Source organism: Clostridioides sp. LIBA-6822, assembly GCF_056688955.1.
Genome location: NZ_CP196995.1, coordinates 2,168,645 through 2,184,085, shown reverse-complemented (window position 1 = coordinate 2,184,085; position 15,441 = coordinate 2,168,645). Strand labels below are relative to the sequence as shown.

Genomic DNA, 15,441 nt, shown 5'->3' with positions numbered 1-15,441 from the left:
TCACCTAATAATTAAATTTTATTAATTATATTTTAGCATCAAATATTGAATAAGTCATCAGCTTTAAAGTATATAAAGAAGATAGTTTAATAAAATTAAAAACCTAACTCTGATAACCAACTTATTAGTTTATTTTCTCTCTCTTTTAAATCATTACTATTAAATTTTCCTAATTTAATTTCACCAACAATCATACCATCAGACATAAATAATACTCGTTCTGTCTTTGCTGCTACTTTGACGTCATGAGTTACAAGCATAATAGTTGTTCCTAATTTATTAATATCTATAAGAATATCCATTACTTCATTTGTTAGCTTGGAGTTAAGTGCACCTGTAGGTTCGTCTCCAAATAAAATTTTCGGGTTGTTAATTAAAGCACGACATATGGAAGCCCTTTGAAGTTGCCCTCCCGAAACCTGAGTAATATCCTTATTTTTTATTTCCGAAATATTCATTTTTTCCATAAGCCTTGTCGCTCGTTCATTGATTATTTGACGACTTTCTTCTTTATTTAAGTAAGCTGAGAGAATTATGTTGTCAAATATATTTAAGTTTTTAAGTAAATTACTTTGTTGAAATATAAAGCCCATATTTTTTAATCTAAGTTTTGATAATGCTTCTTCGGACATATTAGAAATCATTTCACCTGAAAAATTGACTATACCAGATGTTAATTTATCCATTCCACTTATGTTATGCAGTAATGTTGATTTACCAGACCCAGAAGCACCCATAATAGATATAAATTCTCCATATTGAATTGATAAATCTATTCCTTTTAAAACTTGCTGCATATTTCCTTTAGCAATAGTATACTCTTTAATAATTTTTTTAGCTTCTATAATATTATTCATAACATACCCCTTACTCTATAATAGACATAATTTTTATTTTATTGATTGCTCTATTAATTACTATAATTGTAATTAATACTGTGAGAATTAAAGCTGATGGACAAAGTATATATACAATTAATGGATTTACTATAAATTGAAGGTTTGAGATACCAGAAAGTAGTAAACCAGATATTTTTTGTCCAAGTGTATTTGCCATAATAATTCCTAAAATAACTCCGATTATAAGTACTAATAAAGCTCTAGTAATATATTGAATACGTATATCTTTAGTAGAAAATCCTAAACTAAGCATAGTTGCTGTTTGTGGTGTATCTTTGGCAATGAGCATCTTAAAAAACATTGCTGTAATTAGTGAAGAAATTACAATAGATATGACAACAGCTAATTTTATAACAAGTCTTAACTGGTTGATAATAGAGCTTAATGTCTGACTTATATAATTATTTATATCTGTAACTTTAGCAGGGTAATAACCAATACTGTATTGTTCTAATTTATCTGCTACATTGACTCCAGGTTTTAAATTTAAATTTATGACATGCCATAAAACATTATCTTTGTTAGATGGTAACATAGCTTTTGCAGTCTTACCACCATGTGTAATGTCTTGATATATGCCACTAACAGTAAGAGTTAACTCTTTACCTTTTGAGAAAATAGATAAATTATCTCCAATACTTTTTTCTAGTTCATTTGCATTTATAACAGATAGTGCAATTTCATTTTCTTTTGTTGGTGCAGAACCTTTTACATATGTAAGTGGGAAAGTTTTAAAGTTTCCATTTTCTATTTTCATATTTTCTACTTTGCCATTTTTATTTTTTATTTTATATGAACTTGTTGTAAAGGATTCATATTTTTCAACATCATTGTCATCGTTAATTTTTTGTAATATAGAATTAAAAAGATGTTGGGTTTGATTTGTCTGTGATAAATCAATACGAATATCACTCTTACCAGCGCCCATATAAGTAATAAATTCAGGTGATTGAATAGTATTTAGAAAATTAAGTGGTACAATCATGAGGAAAATACAAATCATGTAGACAAAACAAAGCAATCCATAGACAGTAAATTTTCTTACTACTTCATTTAACCCTAGAAATATATTGGCATTTGTCATTTTGGTTTTGTATAGCTGTAAGCTATATCCATGTATTACAGAGTTTGTAGAATGATTATTTCTTAATGCATTAACTGCTGATATTTTTTTGAATCTTTTAAGTATAAGTTTACAAAAGAATACAATAGCTACAAATACAAGAACTGAACTTATAAATGGAATAAGAATACTAAAGATATCTTTATCTACTGTTCCCATATAAATATAAATATTTTTTGTAAAAAAAACTCCTATGAATAACGACAATATATAGCCAAGAAAACTTGCAAAAGATGAAATTAATACGTATTTTATCAAATATAGTTTTTGGATGTTACTATTTTGAATACCAATGGCTTTCATAACACCAATTTCTCTGTAGTCTTCTTCAATCGTTGTAATTAAAGTAAATCGTAAGCATAAAATAGAAATTGTAATAAGAAGAATGCTAATTAAGATGACAATAGCAATTACAATTCCGTCAGACAAAGCATTTAGTAGTTTATAAGTGGAATAAGTTATTGATGTACCTGTTTGTGGGAGCTTAGTTGATTGATATAGTGTTTCAAACTCACTAATTTTATTTATATCATTTAATAGAAATTCAATTAGATATTCGCTTTCCCCTATAGTAGCTTTTAAAGTGCCCCAATCATTATCACTGATTAAAAAACGCTTTGAAGTAACAAGAGAAGGGTTCATCTGTGCATCACGTATAAAATCTTTTATTGTAAATTCCATAAAGAAACTACCCTTAATAATTTTTATTTTATCTCCAATTTTTAAATTGCATTGTTTCATATAGTATACAGGAACTCCTATTTCCCCATCTTGTATTTGCATTATTTGATTCTCCATATCTAATAGAAAGTCAAATTTATCATTTTGTTTTGTAAAGCTATTTTCTAGTACACTATTAGCCTGATTTTCTCCTTTATTTCCTAAAAAAATATTAGCTCCATTTATATTTAAAAGTTCAGTAGTTTGTTGCTTTTTTACATATGGAGTTTTAGCTGAAAACTTGTCAATTTCTTCTTGATTTAATTTGCCAGAATACATTTGAACATAATGAGGCGCATGGGATTTTTGAAACAAAGAAGTCATGGAATGAGTTAGTTCTATAATGATGCTCGTTGCACTAGATACCAGCATTGATGCAAGCAAAATAAAAATAAATAGAGTAATTGTTATCACTTTGTTTCGAGTTAAATCTTTTAATAATATTCTCTTAAGCATAAATAATCCTCATTTCTTAAAAATTTTGTATTGAATATTTTAGATTTATTTTATATTAGTCATAGATATATAAAAATTAAACTGACCGTCGGTCTATAACCATAATATAATAATATTACTATTTTGTCAAGTTATTAAAAAAGTAAAATATAAACTTCTTATGATAAAGTGTTTATACAAAATATACCCTAAAGAAATTAGTAAGAATTTTAAAAAAGAATATAATTAATATATTTTATTTTTAGTTTTTTACTAATCAATAATTTTTAATATTAATTAAGTATATAAAAAATTATTGATTATTTTTATGTATTAATATTTATTAAAAAAGATTTGTTAAAAGTAATAGTATCATAGATAAATTACTATTTTTTAGATGAATTATGAAGAATAATAATTAAATTAATAAATATAAAGGTATTTTTTGCTTATTATTAATTAAAAATTTAATTTATATTTAATTAATATAAAATTTGAGGTAATATTATTTTTAAATTGTTCAAATTATGTTATTATTCAGATATAGGCAATATTAGATAAATCTAATGACGCAAAGCTATAGGGACTAAAATCTTTATGTAATAAAGGTCATGTCAGCCAGTTGCCAAAAAGATAATGATTCTTTTTGTTAAAAGTATTTGTTGAAAGTATATATTTTTAATAACTTAATATTTGGCAAGAGGAGGGCTTAAGATGATATCTGAATTAATGTTAAAAAATTTTGGCGAATCTAGCATCAATTTTAAGACTAAAATTAAATTAAATTTAAGAGAAAGACCAGACATAAATAGTATGAAGTTGAAAAGTATACCAGAAGGTAAAATTGTCAAGCTAAAATGTGTTGATGGAATATGGGCAGAAGTTGAAAGTAATTATGACAAAGGATGGTTACTTTATAAATATTTAGAAAAATTAAACAATGTTAAAAACAATAGTAACAACATGGTAAAAGATAGAAAAAAGAATTATGTAGGAAATATAAGAACAAATGGTCTAAGTTTAGAACTTAGAAATGACAGAACATTAGACTCTAGAATTATAACTACAATTCCTGATGGTTTTAAAGTTGAAGTATGTTATAGTGTTGGGAAATGGGCAAGAGTGAATATTGATAAAAGTGGAAAAAGATATTCTGGATATGTATATAACCAGTATATAGAAGAATGTTTAAGTTTATCATAATTGGATACTAGTAAGCTTTAAATACACTAATAAATCTCAGAAAAAGAATCCTAATCATAGGATTCTTTTTCTTTTGTAAAAATCATCATTTAATACTAAACAGAATAAATTAATTAAGCTATCTTAATTATAAATGGAAAATTTAGTTGAAAGTAGATTTAATTTGTATTTTGTGTACTAAGTATCATAATTTACTATTAATTTAAAGAATTTTAACAAAAGAGAAACTTTACAGAATAAAAATATATTAAAGATAAGAAAACATATAAGAAATTTGAAAAATTTTGTAATTTTTACTTTAATATATACTATAATAAACTAGATATAAGTTTTTATGAGGGGGAAAATATGAAAAAAAAGAAAAAGTTGATTGGAGTAATTATATCTTTTTTACTTATAATCAGCATTATAAATCCATTACAAGTTGAGGCAGAAGTTATTACTGATTCTAGTGTATACATTTCTTCAACACAAGAGAGTTATCAATCTAATAATACTAGGTTTAAAACTATTAAATCTAAAAGTAGACACAAACGTAGTAAATCTAGTAAAAGTAGAGTGAAATTAAAAAAAAGGACTACAAGAACTAAAACTTATGGACATGGAATTCTAAATAGACACAAAAGTCGAGGTATAAGGAGATATAATATTTTATCAAAATTGGTACTGTCAATAATAGTTATGTTTGTTGTTATAGTTTTAGTTATATTAATATTTATTAAAAGAAAGAAGAAGAAATTTTATTAAATACAACAATGAAAATTATATAGTTGTTTTATGTGATTTTATTATTAATTAGATGGTAATTTAAAGAACAACGTTTTGTTAATTATTGATGTTTATTTAATAGCATGATATAATTTGAACGGAATAATATGCTGTTTAAAAGGAGATACAAAAATGGCACGAAAACGAATATTAAATGGTGGTAAACGAGATGAACTTATTGATAATGCACTTAAGTTGTTTTTAGAGTATGGATATGAGAACACCTCTATAAGAATGATTTTAGATAGTGTTGGTGGAGAAGTTGGCATGTTTTATCACTATTTTAAATCAAAGGATGAAATATTTAATGAAGTAATAAAGTTGTTTTTAGCACAATATGAACAAAGCTTTTCTGATATTTTATATGATGATTGTGTAGCAAATAACCTAAAAATTGATGCAGTATTCGAGTTATTACAAAAAAGTATTTCAAAATATAAAATATTCAAATCAGGTAAATTTCATTGGAGTATGCAAATTGCACTTAATCAATTAACTTTAAAGAGTTTAGTTCCTCATATAGCAAAATATATAAACTCTATGCGTGATAAAGGTGAGATTGGGAGTTCTGCGATTGAAACAGACTTAGAACTTGCAAATGCTGTTCTCTATTCATCATTTTCAATATTACATCAAGATTCATTAACTGAATTAACAGAGGAAGAATTCGAGCAAAAAAAACAGACTATTAAAGGAATTGTTTATAGAATTTTGGATTTAAAAAGAAATACATAACTTAATTTACTATGTTTTAGAAAAAATAGATTACAAAATATATTTTTAAATTTATAAAAATATATTGACATTTTTTAGAAAAAATAATATTATTATTTCAACGACAAAATTTAATAAAGTAAATTAAATCCTATGACAAGGAAGAGTAGTTGAATTTAGGTTCAGTATAGAGAGCTGAGGATGGTGGAATCTTAGCAAGAAAAAATTTGATGAATGGCCCTTAGAGGAGTAAATTGAAATCATAGTTTTGAGAGTAGACTTTATCGTCAGTCGCACGTTACAGCGAATAAGGTATGTAAGTACCTGATAATGAGATATATAAAAATTTGATTTTATATTAATTTTTATATAATTTAGGTGGCAACGCGGATAATCTCCGTCCTATTAGATTAGGACGGAGTTTTTTATTTTACTGAAAACTTAAAATATAGAAGGTGGTGAAAAAGATGTTATGAATTTCCAAAGCTAAAGATGATGATATAGTAAATTGGCAAAAAAATAAATTGAAAATAAAAAAAATAGGAGGAACTACAAAAATGAAAACAAATACAAAAAAACTAACTTTAAATGCAATACTTTTAGCGATGGGATTATTGATACATCAAATTACACCAGCTATAGGATTACCAATGAAACCAGATATACCACTAGCAATGTTATTTGTAATATTGGTTTTAAATAGAGATGATTATAAAACTTGTTTAATAGCAGGTATAGTAACTGGAATATTTACAGCACTTACATCAAGTTTCCCAGGAGGTCAAATTCCTAATGTAATAGATAAAACTCTTACAGCAAATATAGTATTTTTATTAATGAACATTAGTTATAAAATGCCTTTTATAAAAAAGTTAGCTAAGAAGACACAAGATATTATAGTAGTTGCAATAATAATGCCAGTAGGAACACTTGTAAGTGGAACAATTTTTTTATTAGCAGCTCAAGCTATAGTTGGTCTTCCAGGTGCTTCATTCACAGCTTTATTTTTAGCAGTAGTATTACCAGCTGTTTTAATAAATTTAGTTGCAGGAATATTTTTATTCAAGATTGTTAGTCTATCAATAAGAAGAGTTAGTTATCAAGCTTAAATATGAAATAATACTTTACTTTATAACTATTATAATAATTAAAAAAATAAGAACAGGGTAGATTATAACTACTCTATTCTTATTTTTTTTAAAGATTTAGCATTAAATATTTTTGCTTTTAATAAAATATTTATATAATAGTAATATAACTTCAACTTAATGGATAAATTATCATACCTATGTCAATATTCTTATATGTATCTCATTTATAGCTATTAAATATAAAATTTATTTAAATTTACTTTTTCAAGATAAATTTGTGCATTAATCTTCTCTGATTTGTCAGCTCTTAGAGTATACTAAAATCTCCACTTAATTAAATTTGTATATATTTACATTTATATAGTTCTAAAAAATATAGCAAAAAACATATTTTTTGTGAAAAACTTGCTTAAATTTGATTAAGAAAAAATACATAATTCATGGTATAAAATAAAGTTTAGTTAAAGTTTTTAAAACAATATATATGAAATATAGTTTTAATGTAGAATTTAAGGTTCTAATTTTAAATGAGACTCTAGCTGAATTAAATACGTGTAACTATAATAGAAATAGAATATTTTGAGAAATGTATCTATATACTTAAAAAAGAAAAATAAATCTATTAAAATAACATAATAAAAAAAATATTAAGAATAAAAATATAATTATAAGTATTTATATAAATCTAGTTGATTTTTAATATAAATGTAAATACAATTATATTTAAATGAATAATTGCATTTGTAATTATTAGTAATACAATCTACTATAGTTTATGATTTTATATAAGTTTGTTAAGTACATAACCTAATTAAGAGAATGTATTCACATATTAAAAATTTATTATGAGGGGGATAATTCTATTATGAAATTCTATAAAAGAATGTTAACATTGACTTTGAGTATTTCTTTTGCATTTGCAAATATTCAACTAGTAAATGCAATATCATCTGTAGAAAAGATACAAGGAAAAAATAAGTATGAAATTGCAGGTAATGTAGCAGATGAAAATGCATATAAGACTGCTATACTAATTAATACTAATAATTCTATCGCAGATGGTTTAAGTGCAAGTGGATTAGCAGGAGCTTTAAATGCACCTATACTATTAACTGAAAAAAATACTATACCAACTGAAACATCTACAAGATTAAAAAATGTATCAAAAGTTTATATAATTGGAGGAACATACTCTATTAGTACAACTGTCGAAAATTCATTAAAATCTAAAAATCTAAAAGTTGTAAGAATACAGGGAAGTGACAGAATAAAAACAAGTTATAATGTTGCAAAAGAAATAAACTCAATAAAAAAAGTTGATACTGTTATGTTGACAAATGCATATAAAGGAGAAGCTGATGCTATAAGTATTGCCTCTGTAGCAACAAGAGATAAGGCACCAATAATTCTTACTAATGGAAGAAGCATACCTTTTTCAACTACTGGTTTGAAATCTTATGCAATAGGTGGAACATCTTCAATGAGTACTACTTTAGTAAATAATACTAAATCTACTAGATTGGGAGGAAGTACTCGATTTGAAACTAATAAAGCAATAATAAATAAATTTTACAAGGATGCTAAAGAATTTTATGTAGCTGGAGCATATGAATTAACAAATGCTCTTGTAGGCTCTTCTTTATCAAAAAATAGTCCAATGGTATTAGTTGATAATGGCAGTAATAAAAGCGTCTTAAAGAATGCTAAAAAGATAACTTCTATAGGATACATAAATTCAACTATAATTCAGCAGTGTCTAAATGTAACAAATGGAATTGGAGATACTAATACTGGCATCGTAAAAGATGATGCTAAGCCAACTACAAAGACCATAAAGGCTGGCATGTATAAGGTTGGGAAAGATATATCAGCAGGTGAATATTTAATAACTTCAAATTCAGGAAGTTATGCTTCTTATTATGAAGTTACAAGTGATAGTACAGGAAATGCTGATAGTATACTTTCAAATGATATTTTTAGTGGAACTAGATACATAACTTTAGAGAATGGACAGTATATTAAAATTGAAGATTCAACAATGATATTAGCAAAGTATGCTAAGGTTCAAAAAGCTAAGAATGGTAAGTTTGGAAATGGTATGTATAAAATTGGACTAGAAATTTCTGCTGGAGAATATACTGTAGTTTCAAATTCTTCTGATGCATATTATGAAGTTAGAGATAATAGCTTAGGTGATTTGGATGGAATAGTTACTAATGATGCTTTCTCTGGGAATAGATATATAACAGTTGAGGAAGGTCAATATTTAATACTAAATAATTGTTATTTAATTGAGAATGAATAGAATTTATTATCTTCAATAATAAATTGTGTATTTTAATATAAGAAAGGTGTTTTAAATTAAAATTTAAAACATCTTTTTTATTGTTATGATAAAGAATATCTATTTTTATTTTTTAGAAACATACTATATTTAAATTATTAAATTTATCATTAAAACATACATAGAAAAATAATAATATCTTTAAAAGATTTTTCTTATTTGATATAATTAAGGTTATGTGTAATATAAGAAATTAACTAGGAGGAATAGAAGTGAGCAAAAGAAAACAAGTAACAATACCTATAGAGAAAATACAAGAACAAGATAAATATATAGAACAAATACACAGACAAAATGAAGAATACTTCAACAGAACTGGAAAGAGAAAACTCGTGTTTACTCAAACCTTTGGATGCCAAATGAATGAACATGATTCAGAAAAATTATGTTCGATGCTAGAAGAAATGGGATACCAAATGTCAATGATGGCTGAAGAAAGTGATTTAATAATATATAACACATGTGCAGTTAGAGAAAATGCAGAGCTAAAAGTATATGGAAACTTAGGTCAACTAAAGCATCTAAAAGGAAAAAATCCAAATATGAAAATAGCCGTATGTGGATGCATGATGCAACAACCACATGTTGTGGAAGAATTAAGAAAAAAATACAAACATGTAGACCTTATATTTGGAACACATAATCTATATAAATTTCCACAACTACTTACAGAATCAATGAATTCTGACAAAATGTTAGTAGATGTTTGGGATGTGGATGGAGAGGTAATAGAAGGTCTTAGAAGTAATAGAAAATTTGAACTAAAAGCGTTTGTAAATATAATGTATGGATGCAATAATTTCTGTACGTACTGTATAGTTCCATATACAAGAGGTAGAGAAAGAAGTAGAACACCTGAAGATATAATTGATGAGATAAAAGAGCTTGTAGCAAATGGAACAAAAGAAATAACTTTACTTGGACAAAATGTCGATTCTTATGGTAAGACACTTGAAAATCCAGTTACATTTTCAGAACTTTTAAGAAAAGTAAATGAGATAGAAGGAATTGAAAGAGTTAGATTTATGACATCTCATCCAAAAGATATATCTGATGAAGTAATATATGCAATTAGGGATTGCGATAAGGTATGTGAATTTTTACACTTACCAATACAATGTGGAAGTAGTAGTCTTTTGAAAAAAATGAATAGACATTATACGAAGGAATATTATTTAGAAATAATAGAAAAGGCTAAAAAAGAAGTACCAGACATTGCGTTTTCAACAGATTTAATGATAGGTTTTCCAGGAGAAACAGAAGAAGATTTACTGGATACTTTAGATGTAATTGAAAAAGTTAAATATGATTCAGCTTTTACATTTATTTATTCCAAAAGACAGGGAACTCCTGCTGCTAAAATGGAAAATCAAATACCAGAAGAAATAAAACATGAAAGATTTAATAGAGTATTAGAAGCTGTAAATAGGATTTCAGCAGATATAAATAATGAATATAAAAATAGAATAGTTGAAGTTTTAGTTGAAGGAAGAAGTAAGAATAATGAAAATAAATTTGCTGGTAGAACAAGACAAAATAAACTTGTAAATTTTGAAGGTGGAAATGATGATTTAATTGGAAAATTAGTTATGGTTAAAATCACTGAACCTAGAACCTTTTCATTAAATGGTGTACTAGTGAATAATTAATACTGTATAAAATAATAAAATTATGTAAACTAATTAAAATAGATGTACTATAAAACAAAATATATCAAATTTTAAAAACATAGATCATATATGTTAATTTCAGTTTTTATTATAAATAAATTTGATATAGGATGTAAATTCATTGTACATCTATTTTTATTTTATTTTGATAAGTTCTATATAGCTATATCTATTATATAATAGATATAAAAAGCAGTTAATCTTTCACGATTAACTGCTCAAATTACTAATCATTATTTTTTACATTTCTTATTAGAATAATAGATATTGAAAAGCACACTAGCAAGTATAACTATTATAAATATCACAGCAAATGGAAGCATGTTTTTTTCATCCATTTGTCCGCTTTCTACTCTATAACCAAAAAACGCCATAATAAATAACATTATAGATACAATAAAAATAACAATACTAGAACTCCTACATAATTTTTTTTTATCATATCGAGCTTTTTCTTTATCGCTCATAGTATTATAACCTGCCAGTAGCATACTGGCTTTTCCATTAAATAATAATATACTTAAGATGAAAGTGGCAATTGCCAATATAACTATGAATCCTACTGCAAACATTATAAGCACCTCCATATACTTTAACTTACAGTTTACTAATTTATTATATTTTACCATAAACATACATTAAAGTCATTTATTTCATATCTTAGCCCTATTAGATATATTATTATGCTATAGTTTATCTATAGTGTGATAATAACACTTAGTATTTACCTTGAAATTGTATTGAATATTATGTAATAATAATTTAACAATAATCAAGTAGAAAAAACATTATAAAATATAACTTTCTATATTTCCTATAATTATCACATTTTAAATTTAGAAAAATTTAAACCTTATTATCTAAAAATTTTAATGTTTGTTTACAAGTATTATTCTGATAAGAAGTTCAAAAAATTTTCTAGTATTTTTGCTGTCATACCCCAGATTACATAATCTTTATATTTATAGAATAGAATAGGATAACTCCCGCTTTCAAATTTATAATCTTTTTGATTTGGAATTGATCCATAAGGTAGATTTTCATCAGGAAAAACTTTTACAGTATTATTATAAGTATTTGGAGGATTTTCTAAAAGATATTTTATAGGCACCAAAAAAGTATGGTCAACTTCATCTTTATTTATATTTAAATTGTTAATGTTTTTTATATATCCTAAATAAGGATGTATTATAAATTTTACAGGTGTTATAAGTAGGTCTAGACTAGATATGATTTCTATATTGTCACTAAAAGTGCCTAGTTCTTCACAAGTTTCTCTGATAGCAGCATTATATGGAGTTTCATTGGATTCTATTTTGCCACCAGGAAAAGAAATCTCATTAGGTTGATGCTTTAAATTCTTTGAGCGAACTTCAAATAATATATGATGTATGTTATTTATTTCTACTATTGGAATTAAAACAGATGCTCTTTTCATATTTTTATATCCATTTATATATGGTTTGTAATCTTTGAACTTATTTTTAATATCGTTTATCATTTTTTCCTCCTAAAATAATATTATTAAAAATTATATAATTGAGTTTTGACAATAATATATAATTATGATTTATCTAATTTAAGATATAGTAACTATCTATATTATTATATAATATAATGATAAATATATATTAACAAATAATAAAAAAATTAATTTGATTGTATATAAATTAGTTTGTTATTAAATTAGTATTAATTAGAATTAAAAAGTTCGGAATGTTACTTAGAAGAAGCCTATGATTCAACTTCTATGTTTGTTGAGAATGTAATTACAGCTTTTCCAATTGTTTTTATTTCAACTGGTTTATTATCTGAAATAATTACTTTTATTGACATCTTGCCTTTGCGTTTTTTTGTTATTATGTAAGTCTCTATACTATAAGCAAGATTATATTGAGAATTAGTATGTTAAACAGGAATGCACTTTTTAGTTAGATACTTACCATTTTGAAAGAGAGGATTGGGATGGATATAGATAATAATTTTAAAGAATTTCTAAAATATTGAAGAAAGACAAAAAGATTTTAATTGTTAAATTGGTTTTACCATGACTGTGATAGGAAGTAAATGGAGGGCAATTATTTTATGGCATATTTTAAAACAAGAGCCAATATGTTACAGTCAATTAAAAAAAGAAGTTGTTCATATAAGTCATAAGATACTGTCACAAGAATTAAAGTATCTTGAAAGAGATGGACTTATTAAGAGGATTTCTTATCCGACTATTCCTCCAAAAGTTGAATATTTGTCTACTAAACGTGGTAAATCATTGGAATCGATATTATTAGAATTATGTAATTGGGGTAAACAGTATATGAGATAAACTCAACTGTTTACTTCATGAAAAATAGATAATAAAGCTTATTTTAATTAGTTCTTTAATGTATTATAAAACGTAGATAAAACTAAAAAGGGTTTTCTAGAAAATAAAATTTCTTTAATTATATCTGCTTACCAATACCATCACTTGATGCAAACAAGATTCTACCACGTTCTCTCCATATTCTAGTATAAAGTCATTTAATTGTGTATCTATAAAATTGCAGTAATCGTATGAACTGCATATATATGCAGTTAGTATATGCGTACATCTATCTTTTTTATCTATAAACATATATCATTTATCCCCCTAAAAAACTTTCATAAAAACAAAAAGAAAATATCTTTTTGGCAACTGGCTGACATAACTTGTTTTATAAGCCTTAGTCCCTATAGCTTTGCGTCACTAAATTTCTCTAGTTTTGCCTATTTAGTTTTATTCTACAATTACAATCATATAGGAAAACGTTTTATTTTTCAATATACATATTAAAAAATTTAAAAATTAAAAAAAATAATTTATTTTTCAAAAATAAATTAGGTAAAATAATTATATTATATAGACAAATTAGAGTAATATATTTTTATTATTAAATTAGATTGAATTAATTTAAGACAGTGAAATAAAACTGAACAAAGTTAAATGTTTAATAAAATAAAAAAAATCATTATAAAAGTATATTTTTTACATATAAACTTTAAAATTTAATCAAATTCCAATAAATTATGATAAGTATGTATAGTAGGCATATAATTTTGTAAAAAGTATTATTAAAATATTATTTTGGTATTATATATTTTAAAACAGACAAAATATATAATATGAATAAAAAATTTGTTAAAATATGATAAGTGTAGTATAATCAAGTAGAAAAGATATAATATATTTCGGGGAGCTAATGTGCTGAGAGGAGATTTTATCTCGACCCTTTGAACCTGTTTGGATAATGCCAGTGTAGGGAGACCAGTAAAGATGAAAATAAGTCTTATCCTATTGTGGATAAGACTTTTATTTTATTTAAATATTATATTATCTTTTTAGGAGTAAAAAATTTTAATAAAAAACAAAATATACCTAGTAGGTATTAATTATTTTTAAAGGAGTGATTTAAATGGTAATCGCAGACATAGCAGTAATGCCACTAAGACCTTACAAAGGTGAAGAAGAAATGTATAAAGTAGTAGATGCTTGTATTGCTGAAATTGAAAAAAGTGGTCTTAAATGTGAAATAGGTGCAATGAGTACGACTGTTGAAGGTGATTTTGATGAAGTTTTTGAATTATTGAAAAAAGTACATAAAATCCCTTTTAACCTTGGATGTGAAAGAGTTATAACAGTAGCTAGAGTAGATGAAAAAGCTGGGGGCTTAACTATAGATGAAAAACTTAGAAATCATAGATAAAGTTAAAGATAGTATATATCCAATAGCAACATTTTTGTTTATACTTATTCTTTGGCAATCTGTGGTAGAAGTTTTAAAAGTCCCACAGTATATACTACCCACACCAGTAGATATACTTAATGTGTTTTTTAAAGACTATCAAAATTTATCCATGCATGCTGTAGTTACTATAGGAGAGGCAATACTTGGTTTTATAGTTGCAATTATAATATCATTGATAATTGGTGTATTGATGGATTTTGTGTTGATAATAAAAAAATGTCTTTATCCTATTATGTTGGTCACTCAAATGATACCTACAATAATTATAGCTCCACTTTTTATGATATGGTTTGGCTTTGGTACAATGCCAAAAATATTGATGGTAACGCTTACTTGTTTTTTTCCTATATTAATAAGTTTTGTAGATGGAATTGAGAATATTGATAAAGATTATTTAAATTTATTTAAGACTATGAATTCAAATAAAATTAATACATTTATTCATCTTAAATTTCCCATGGCAATGGATAAATTTTTTTCTGGACTCAAGATATCTGCAACATATGCTGTAATGGCAGCAACTGTTGCAGAGTGGTTGGGTGGAACTAAAGGTCTTGGTGTTTATATGCTAAGGTCAAAAAGTGCATACGCTCTTGATAAAGTATTTGCATCTACTATATTGGTAGTTATATTTAGTTTGATATTTGTAGGAGTTGTACAAGCAGTAAAAAAAATTGTTATAAGACATAGATTAGCAGATTAAATGTATT

The 15,441-nt window shown here is 25.1% G+C and carries 14 protein-coding genes, 3 riboswitches and 1 other annotated feature; of the genes, 9 read left to right on the top strand and 5 right to left on the bottom strand.

Annotated features, from left to right (window positions below; translation table 11 throughout):
- Nucleotides 1-95: 95 nt before the first annotated feature.
- Together ACTG48_RS10475 and ACTG48_RS10470 are read right to left on the bottom strand one after the other, a co-directional pair.
- Complete coding sequence (locus tag ACTG48_RS10475; protein WP_479916812.1) at nucleotides 96-857, bottom strand: ABC transporter ATP-binding protein; 762 nt, start codon at nucleotides 855-857, stop codon at nucleotides 96-98.
- Between the two features lie 10 nt (nucleotides 858-867).
- Nucleotides 868-3,198 carry an FtsX-like permease family protein gene (locus ACTG48_RS10470; RefSeq protein ID WP_479916811.1) on the bottom strand — a complete coding sequence of 777 codons (2,331 nt, stop codon included), beginning with the start codon at nucleotides 3,196-3,198 and terminating at the stop codon, nucleotides 868-870.
- Nucleotides 3,199-3,713: 515 nt separating this feature from the next.
- Nucleotides 3,714-3,807: riboswitch (cyclic di-GMP riboswitch) on the top strand.
- An 84-nt stretch (nucleotides 3,808-3,891) separates the two neighbouring features.
- Here ACTG48_RS10470 and ACTG48_RS10465 point away from each other — a divergent pair.
- From ACTG48_RS10465 to miaB, 6 genes are all read left to right on the top strand, one after another.
- Nucleotides 3,892-4,380 carry an SH3 domain-containing protein gene (locus ACTG48_RS10465; protein ID WP_021384781.1) on the top strand — a complete coding sequence of 163 codons (489 nt, stop codon included), beginning with the start codon at nucleotides 3,892-3,894 and terminating at the stop codon, nucleotides 4,378-4,380.
- A gap of 348 nt (nucleotides 4,381-4,728) precedes the next feature.
- Entirely contained in the window at nucleotides 4,729-5,127 is a 399-nt protein-coding gene (locus tag ACTG48_RS10460) for a hypothetical protein (protein WP_021384779.1), read from the top strand.
- 153 nt (nucleotides 5,128-5,280) lie between these two features.
- Nucleotides 5,281-5,883 (top strand): TetR/AcrR family transcriptional regulator, encoded by a 603-nt coding sequence (locus ACTG48_RS10455; RefSeq protein ID WP_021384783.1) that lies wholly within the window; start codon nucleotides 5,281-5,283, stop codon nucleotides 5,881-5,883.
- 123 nt (nucleotides 5,884-6,006) lie between these two features.
- Nucleotides 6,007-6,270: a binding site (T-box leader), on the top strand.
- Between the two features lie 149 nt (nucleotides 6,271-6,419).
- On the top strand, nucleotides 6,420-6,971 hold the full coding sequence (locus ACTG48_RS10450; protein WP_479916810.1) for a tryptophan transporter: 552 nt from the start codon (nucleotides 6,420-6,422) through the stop codon (nucleotides 6,969-6,971).
- A gap of 847 nt (nucleotides 6,972-7,818) precedes the next feature.
- Nucleotides 7,819-9,258 carry a cell wall-binding repeat-containing protein gene (locus tag ACTG48_RS10445; RefSeq protein WP_479916809.1) on the top strand — a complete coding sequence of 480 codons (1,440 nt, stop codon included), beginning with the start codon at nucleotides 7,819-7,821 and terminating at the stop codon, nucleotides 9,256-9,258.
- 251 nt (nucleotides 9,259-9,509) lie between these two features.
- On the top strand, nucleotides 9,510-10,946 hold the full coding sequence (miaB, locus tag ACTG48_RS10440) for a tRNA (N6-isopentenyl adenosine(37)-C2)-methylthiotransferase MiaB (protein WP_479918767.1): 1,437 nt from the start codon (nucleotides 9,510-9,512) through the stop codon (nucleotides 10,944-10,946).
- A 254-nt stretch (nucleotides 10,947-11,200) separates the two neighbouring features.
- On the opposite strand, the gene ACTG48_RS10435 is transcribed toward miaB, so the two are convergent.
- Together ACTG48_RS10435 and ACTG48_RS10430 are read right to left on the bottom strand one after the other, a co-directional pair.
- Nucleotides 11,201-11,539 carry a DUF3784 domain-containing protein gene (locus tag ACTG48_RS10435; RefSeq protein WP_021384764.1) on the bottom strand — a complete coding sequence of 113 codons (339 nt, stop codon included), beginning with the start codon at nucleotides 11,537-11,539 and terminating at the stop codon, nucleotides 11,201-11,203.
- Between the two features lie 317 nt (nucleotides 11,540-11,856).
- Nucleotides 11,857-12,468: an NUDIX hydrolase gene (locus ACTG48_RS10430; protein WP_021384775.1), complete on the bottom strand. Its 612-nt coding sequence runs from the start codon at nucleotides 12,466-12,468 to the stop codon at nucleotides 11,857-11,859.
- Nucleotides 12,469-13,020: 552 nt separating this feature from the next.
- Here ACTG48_RS10430 and ACTG48_RS10425 point away from each other — a divergent pair.
- Entirely contained in the window at nucleotides 13,021-13,290 is a 270-nt protein-coding gene (locus ACTG48_RS10425) for a winged helix-turn-helix transcriptional regulator (protein WP_479918766.1), read from the top strand.
- 114 nt (nucleotides 13,291-13,404) lie between these two features.
- Here ACTG48_RS10425 and ACTG48_RS10420 read toward each other — a convergent pair whose 3' ends face one another.
- Entirely contained in the window at nucleotides 13,405-13,581 is a 177-nt protein-coding gene (locus ACTG48_RS10420; protein ID WP_044213485.1) for a hypothetical protein, read from the bottom strand.
- Nucleotides 13,582-13,633: 52 nt separating this feature from the next.
- Nucleotides 13,634-13,723: riboswitch (cyclic di-GMP riboswitch) on the bottom strand.
- Nucleotides 13,724-14,165: 442 nt separating this feature from the next.
- Nucleotides 14,166-14,265, top strand: a riboswitch (TPP riboswitch).
- Nucleotides 14,266-14,398: 133 nt separating this feature from the next.
- On the opposite strand from ACTG48_RS10420, the gene ACTG48_RS10415 reads away from it, so the two are divergent.
- On the top strand, nucleotides 14,399-14,689 hold the full coding sequence (locus tag ACTG48_RS10415) for an MTH1187 family thiamine-binding protein (RefSeq protein ID WP_003424145.1): 291 nt from the start codon (nucleotides 14,399-14,401) through the stop codon (nucleotides 14,687-14,689).
- The gene (locus tag ACTG48_RS10410) at nucleotides 14,664-15,434 is read left to right on the top strand and encodes an ABC transporter permease (protein ID WP_021384747.1); all 771 of its coding nucleotides are present in this window, start codon (nucleotides 14,664-14,666) and stop codon (nucleotides 15,432-15,434) included. The genes ACTG48_RS10415 and ACTG48_RS10410 overlap by 26 nt, the downstream gene beginning before the upstream one ends.
- Nucleotides 15,435-15,441 lie beyond the last annotated feature (7 nt).

Excerpts from the sequence above, each read along its gene's own strand:
- ACTG48_RS10460 (WP_021384779.1), top strand. The coding sequence starts at position 4,729 with ATGAAAAAAAAGAAAAAGTTGATTGGAGTAATTATATCTTTTTTACTT.
- ACTG48_RS10445 (WP_479916809.1), top strand. The coding sequence starts at position 7,819 with ATGAAATTCTATAAAAGAATGTTAACATTGACTTTGAGTATTTCTTTT.
- ACTG48_RS10450 (WP_479916810.1), top strand. The coding sequence starts at position 6,420 with ATGAAAACAAATACAAAAAAACTAACTTTAAATGCAATACTTTTAGCG.
- ACTG48_RS10410 (WP_021384747.1), top strand. The coding sequence starts at position 14,664 with ATGAAAAACTTAGAAATCATAGATAAAGTTAAAGATAGTATATATCCA.
- ACTG48_RS10415 (WP_003424145.1), top strand. The coding sequence starts at position 14,399 with ATGGTAATCGCAGACATAGCAGTAATGCCACTAAGACCTTACAAAGGT.
- ACTG48_RS10435 (WP_021384764.1), bottom strand. The coding sequence starts at position 11,539 with ATGTTTGCAGTAGGATTCATAGTTATATTGGCAATTGCCACTTTCATC.
- ACTG48_RS10475 (WP_479916812.1), bottom strand. The coding sequence starts at position 857 with ATGAATAATATTATAGAAGCTAAAAAAATTATTAAAGAGTATACTATT.
- ACTG48_RS10455 (WP_021384783.1), top strand. The coding sequence starts at position 5,281 with ATGGCACGAAAACGAATATTAAATGGTGGTAAACGAGATGAACTTATT.
- ACTG48_RS10465 (WP_021384781.1), top strand. The coding sequence starts at position 3,892 with ATGATATCTGAATTAATGTTAAAAAATTTTGGCGAATCTAGCATCAAT.
- ACTG48_RS10430 (WP_021384775.1), bottom strand. The coding sequence starts at position 12,468 with ATGATAAACGATATTAAAAATAAGTTCAAAGATTACAAACCATATATA.
- ACTG48_RS10420 (WP_044213485.1), bottom strand. The coding sequence starts at position 13,581 with ATGTTTATAGATAAAAAAGATAGATGTACGCATATACTAACTGCATAT.
- ACTG48_RS10470 (WP_479916811.1), bottom strand. The coding sequence starts at position 3,198 with ATGCTTAAGAGAATATTATTAAAAGATTTAACTCGAAACAAAGTGATA.